The following is a 5880-nucleotide window of genomic DNA, read 5'->3' on the forward strand; positions in this document are numbered from 1 at the left end:
GCCCCAGCGCCTCCGCCAGCGCCGGATCCTTCCGCCAGCTCCAGGAGCGCAGCACCTGGCCGTCCCACCCGACCTTGATCAACGCGTCCGACGCCGTCGCCGTGACCCAGACGCCATCTGGCTCCACCAGGATGTCGTGGACCTCGCCGAAGAGCGGGTGCGTCAATTCCGCCACCTGATTCCACTGCCGGTCGAAGACGTACAGACGGTCCGTCATCGCGATGACGAGGCGATCCGCGGTGCTGCCAATGCCCCGCCCCCCCCGGAGCCCGCCCCGGGGGTTGAGGTCGAACTGGCGGAAGCGGCTCTCCAGGATGGGCCACGTCTTCAGCACGCGGCGCTCCCGCAGGCTCACCCACCGGACGAAACCGCTGCTCTCACCCGTACCGGAAACACGAACGATGGAGGTCACCAACAGGCGGGTGTCAGACATGGAATCAGGACCATCCGTTGCAGGATTAGAGGTTTTCCCACGAACACGAGGATTCCTTTACCATTGGCCCAAGTGGCGCCCAACGCCCTTCAGTGAAAGGACGGTCGTAGTGAATCCAGGAGTGGAGATTGCTTCGAAGGTTTCGTCGCTCGCGTCGCGAGTGCAGGAGCTGATGAAGGCACCGGGGCCGGACGCGAACGCGGCGGTGGTGACCTGGTTGCGGGACGTGGAGATGGCCTGGTCGCTGGTGAAGGATGGTTCGGTGGCGCAGTTGGGGCCGCATGCGACGTCCGCGGACAACCTGCGGCTGGCGGCCCGCGTGGCGGTGGAGCGGCTGCTGCAGATGCCGTGGGTCTCCGGCGAGACGAAGACCGCGCTCAACGGCTACCTGGAGCGGCACCCCGCGGCGCGTCAAGTCGGGCGGTATCAGTTCTCCTCCGACTGGATGTCCAAGTGCGAGGACGACTGGCGCAAGGCGCTGGCGCCGCTCAAGGGCCAGCCCGATACGCGCGCGCTGGAGATCGGCAGCTATGAGGGCCGCTCCGCCATCTGGCTGCTGGAGAACGTGCTGACGGACGCGTCCAGCCGCATCACCTGCGTGGACCTGTTCGCGGCCGAGTACGCGCAGCGCTTCGATTCGAACATCGCCGCCAGCGGCGCCCAGGCGCGGGTGGAGAAGCGGGTGGGCGCGTCGTCGGTGGTGCTGCGCCAGCTGGCGCCGGAGCCCACGTACGACCTCATCTACGTGGACGGTTCGCATCAGGCCTACGACACGCTGGAGGATGCCGTGCTGAGCTGGCGGCTGCTCAAGCCGGGTGGCGTGATGATCTTCGACGACTACGGCATGGCCCAGGCGCAGATCACCCCGCATACGAAGATCGCCCGTCCGGACATCGGCATCGACGCGTTCCTGAGCGCCGCCGCGGATCACCTGGAGGTGGTGCTCAAGGGCTTCCAGGTCATCCTCCGCAAGAACCCGGCCTGAAGCCGGTGGGTGGGGCATGGCACCGTCCGCCATGCCCCGCCGTCCTGCGTCACAGACCGGAGACGTGACCCTCGGGGCGCAGCGTCAGCACGCCCCGGGAGAACAGGCCCTGCAAGAGCGCCTGATCCGCTTCGTTCATGTCACCGAGCACCTGGCCCATGGAGCGATCCAACGTGGCCTTGCGGAGGGCCAGCTCGCGGGGCTCCAGCGTCAGCCGCTCGAAGTCGCTGACCACGCGTCCCGTCTCCTCCTCCACGCGCCGCACCATGGGGCTCTGCTTCACGACGAGCGACTCGAAAGGCCGGGGCTGGGGCTGGGGCGCGTCCAGGTGCGCCAGGGCCTTGCGCCAGGTGCGCGTGAAGCTGTCCCGGTCGAAGTTGCGCGTGATGAAGTCGCGGCCCCGGGCGCACTCCTGGGTGACGCGGTCTCGCGAGCGGACGTCCTCCAGGATGGCGTTCGCGACCTCCTGGAACGAGAACGGATCGCCGAAGGCCATGTCCACGTTGTCGAAGACGCGGATGCCGTGACCCGGCGGCACGCTGAAGCGGTTGTTGCCGATGCCGTTCGTGTAGACGGGACAGCCCTGGTAGACGGACTCCAGCGGATAGAAGCCGAAGGGCTCCGGGTAGATGTTGAAGGAGAGCCCGAACTTCGTGAGCTCGAAGAGCCGGAAGAGCGCGGCCTGGTTGAGGAAGCGCACCGGGATGAGCAGGTCGGAGATCTTGAAGCCCATCGCGTCCAGCATGGACCGGGCGCTGCTCACGTCGAACGGGAAGCCGTGAGTGTACGAGTAGTCGATGAGGGCGAAGTCCTCGGCGTCGACGACGAGCCGGTAGCGCGGCCCGTTCGCCTCCCGTGACTGAAGGTTGAGGTGCACGAGGATGTTGAGGACGGCGTACCAGTCCGGCTTGCGCGGCTGCAGCGCGTGGCCGAGCACGTCTCCGGCGTCCAGCGCCTCCTGGACCTGGGTGGGAAGCTGCGAGCCCTGCATGCGGGCGTCACCGGTGGGGCTGGCGACGCAGGGCAGGCCCGCGTGGAAGTCCACGACCTTGTCGAAGCCGGAGGGATCCAGGCAGGTGCGGCGGCGCACGTCGGGCAGCGTCAGCAGGCTGATGAGCGCCTCACGCATGTACGGTGAGTAGGTGGTGTAGAGGTCCACCGCGGGATTGCCAAGCCAGAGGGACTGCCCGCCCACGAGCCCGTGAAAGAGGACCACGGAGCGGCGCGCGATGCGCGGGCTGGGCGGATGGATCCACAGGCCCTGGTCACAGAAGATGGCGAGGTCCGCGGGGGGCTCCGCCAGGATGCGGCGCAGCCGGTCCGCTGTCGCCACCGGCATGGGCGTGTCGGTGCCGCTGAGGCGGTGCTTGAAGTGCGCCGTCACCTCGTGGCCCTGCTGCTTCAGGTCCTCCAGGATGAGGCCGTTGACGACGCCGCCGGCGGTGCGGAACGGCTCGGACTCCATGAAAAGATTGACCCGCTGCTGCGTCATGGCTGGCTCCTCGAGATGGATGGGGGGAAGGCGTCACAGAAGGACTGCAGCACCTGTCGCCACTCGTGGAGGAGCTCGGCGATGGTGTCGGGGCGGAACAGGTCCACCTTGTATTCGAGCGTGGCGATGAGCCCGCCGGGTGTGTCGGAGACTCCGAGCTTCAGGTCGTAGAGCGTCCAGCCCCGGCTGCGCATCAGCGGGCGCACCGCGAGGCCGGGCACCTGGGGAGCATTGCCTTCGCGGTCGGAGAAGGTGAAGCCCATGCGGCAGAGCCCGGGCAGCACCTGGACCAGCTCCGCGTGGGGCAGTCCCTGGTGCGCGAACGCATCCAGGTAGGCCTTGCGGACGCGGGTCAGCGCTTCGCGCGGCGCGACGCCCGGCTCCATCCGGGTGCGGATGACGAGGTAGCCGGCGAACATGCCGATCAGCGGCTCCAGCTCCGGGCGCGGACGCTGGGCATGAGCGAAGCCCACGCGGATGTCCTCCTGGCCTGCCCGGCGCGACAGCAGGACCTGGAACGCGGACAGCAGCACCATGAACAGCGTCACGCCTTCGGCGCGGCAGAGCTGCTTCAGCCGGGCGACGAGCTCCGGCGGCAGGACGAGGTCGAGGCTCGCGCCGCGCAACGACTCACGCTCCGGGCGTGGGAAGTCCAGGGGCAGCCGCACGTCCTCCGGTGGACCCGACAGCGTCCCGGCCCAGTACGTCCGCAGCCGCTCCAGCGCCCCATCCTTCAGCCACGCGTGCTGCCAGCGGGTGAAGTCCTGGTACTGGATGGGCAGCTCCGGCAGGGGCGACTCGCGGCTCTCGCGGAAGGCGGCGTAGAGCACCGCGAGTTCGCCCGCGAAGACGGAGAAGGAGACGAAGTCCGTCACCGCGTGGTGCATGTTGACGAGCAGCACGTGCTGTTCGGCGTTGAGCCGGTACAGGTGGCAGCGCAGCAGCGGCCCGCGCTCCAGGTCGAAGGGGCGGTCCATCTGCGCGCGTGCACGGCGCATGGCTTCCCCCTCCCGCGCCGCTTCGGGCAGTGAGTCGAGTGACTCCACCTCGAAGGGAACGGGACCGGGCGGCACGATGTGCTGCCGGGGCTTGCCGTCCACGGTGGGGAACGTCGTGCGAAGGCTCTCGTGACGGCGGACGATCTCCTCGACGCCACGCTTCAGGGCGGCCACGTCGAGCATGCCGCCCAGGCCCAGCACGACCGGAGATGCGTTGTGCGCGCTTTCAGCGCCGCCCTGCTCCGGGGACCAGTAGACCTCCTGGCTGAACGACAACGGCAGCGTGTCGGTGGGCGGGGTCCGGACGACGGGAGGAAGGGGCTTCGCGCCCTCCGTGGCACTGGCCGTCTGGAGGAGCTCCGCCAGCGCGAGCACCGTGGGACGCTCGAAGAGGTCCGCGAGCGCGAGCTCCCGGCCGAAGAGCGCACCGAGCCGTGTCACGACCTGGGTGGCGATGAGCGAGTGGCCGCCGAGGTCGAAGAAGTTGTCGGACAGTCCGACACGCTCCACCTTCAGCAGCTCCGCCCACTGGTCCGCGATGAGCTGCTCCACGGGCGTGCGCGGCGCGGCGAAGACATGCGTGCGCGGCATGGCGTCCGCCGTCAGCGCGGGCAGCTTCGCCCGGTCCACCTTCCCGCTGGACGTCAGCGGCAGTGCTTCCAGCGTGCCGTACACCGACGGCACCATGTGCTCAGGCACCCGCTCCCGCAGCCATTCGCGCAGGGCTCCTGCTTCCACTTCGCCCACCACGTACGCCCACAGCTTCGTTCCCGTCGCGTCCTTTTTCGCCACCACCGCCGCCTGCTTCACCCCGGGGTGCGTCCCCAGCACCCCTTCGATTTCCCCCACCTCCAACCGCATGCCGCGCACCTTCACCTGCCCGTCGCGCCGGCCCACGTACTCCACTTCCCCGTCCTCTCCCCACCGCACCAGGTCGCCCGTCCGGTAGAGGCGGCTGCCGGCCTCCCCGCTGAAGCCATCCGGGATGAAGCGCTCCGCTGTCATGCCGGGCTGGCCCAGGTAGCCGCGCGCCAGTCCCGCGCCTCCCACGTACAGCTCCCCCACCACTCCCACGCCCACCGGACGCTGCCCTTCGTCCAGCACGTACAGCCGCACGTTGCCCAGCGGCTTGCCTACCGTCACCCGCTCCGGTGTCAGCGTCGCCACGCTGGCGCACACCGTCACTTCCGTCGGGCCGTAGCCGTTGAGCATCCTCCGCCCTTCGCTCCACTTGCTCACCTGCGCGGGCGGGCATGCTTCGCCGGCGGAGATGAGCGTGCGGATTCCGTCCAGGCCTCCGTCCTCCACCTGTCCCAGCACCGTCGGCGTCAGCGTCACCACCGTCGCGCCCAACTGCTTCACCGTCTTCTCGAGTGCCCCTCCGGGCATCAATGCTTCTCTCGGCGCCAGGCACAGGCTCGCTCCGGCCGCCAGCGTCGAGAAGACTTCGGCCACCGACGCGTCGAAGCCCGGCGACGCGAATTGCAGCACCCGGTCCTCTGCCTTCACCCCGTGCGCTTCCGCCACCGCTCGCGCCATGTTCGCCAGGCCTCCGTGGCGCACCATCACGCCCTTCGGCTTGCCCGTGCTTCCCGACGTGAACAGCACGTACGCCAGCGACTCCTGCCCCACCCTCTTCGTGGGTCGCGTCTTCGGCTGCTTCGTTATCCGCGCCGCATCCGCGTCGATGCATGCGAGCACCGCGTTGCCCGTGGGCAACTCATCCGCCAGCGCTTCGCGCGTCAGCACGACCGCGACGCCTGACTCTTCCAGCAACTCGCCCACCCGCAGCGCCGGCAGCGCCACGTCCACCGGCACGAAGGCGCCTCCCGCCTTCAGCACCGCCAGCATCCCCACCACCCACTCCACCGAGCGCTCCACCAACAATCCCACCCGTACCTCGGGGCCTACTCCCAGGCCCCGCAGGTGGTGCGCCAGTTGGTTCGCCCTCCCCTCCACCTCCCCGTAGCTC

At 69.1% G+C, this 5880-nt stretch carries 4 protein-coding genes; 1 reads left to right on the plus strand and 3 read right to left on the minus strand.

Features of this window, described 5'->3' with window-relative positions; all coding sequences use genetic code 11:
• Positions 1–433: hypothetical protein (locus D7X32_RS42655; protein ID WP_147450488.1), on the minus strand; the 433-nt coding region annotated here is incomplete at its 3' end.
• A 109-nt stretch (positions 434–542) separates the two neighbouring features.
• Between D7X32_RS42655 and D7X32_RS47730 the strand changes: the two genes are divergently transcribed.
• The gene (locus D7X32_RS47730) at positions 543–1418 is read left to right on the plus strand and encodes a class I SAM-dependent methyltransferase (protein ID WP_279635665.1); all 876 of its coding nucleotides are present in this window, start codon (positions 543–545) and stop codon (positions 1416–1418) included.
• A 49-nt stretch (positions 1419–1467) separates the two neighbouring features.
• Here the strand turns inward: D7X32_RS47730 and D7X32_RS42665 are convergent, their stop codons facing one another.
• Together D7X32_RS42665 and D7X32_RS42670 are read right to left on the minus strand one after the other, a co-directional pair.
• The gene (locus D7X32_RS42665) at positions 1468–2910 is read right to left on the minus strand and encodes a glycosyltransferase (protein WP_158625865.1); all 1443 of its coding nucleotides are present in this window, start codon (positions 2908–2910) and stop codon (positions 1468–1470) included.
• Positions 2907–5880, minus strand: a 2974-nt coding sequence (locus D7X32_RS42670) for a non-ribosomal peptide synthetase (protein ID WP_147450489.1), incomplete at its 5' end; no start/stop codon positions are given. The genes D7X32_RS42665 and D7X32_RS42670, both read right to left, overlap by 4 nt.

Source organism: Corallococcus carmarthensis (assembly GCF_003611695.1).
In the GTDB taxonomy this organism is placed as follows: Bacteria; Myxococcota; Myxococcia; order Myxococcales; family Myxococcaceae; genus Corallococcus; species Corallococcus carmarthensis.

Bases quoted from the DNA above. Each gene is read 5' to 3' on its own strand.
- D7X32_RS42665 (WP_158625865.1), bottom strand. From the start codon at position 2,910: ATGACGCAGCAGCGGGTCAATCTTTTCATGGAGTCCGAGCCGTTCCGC.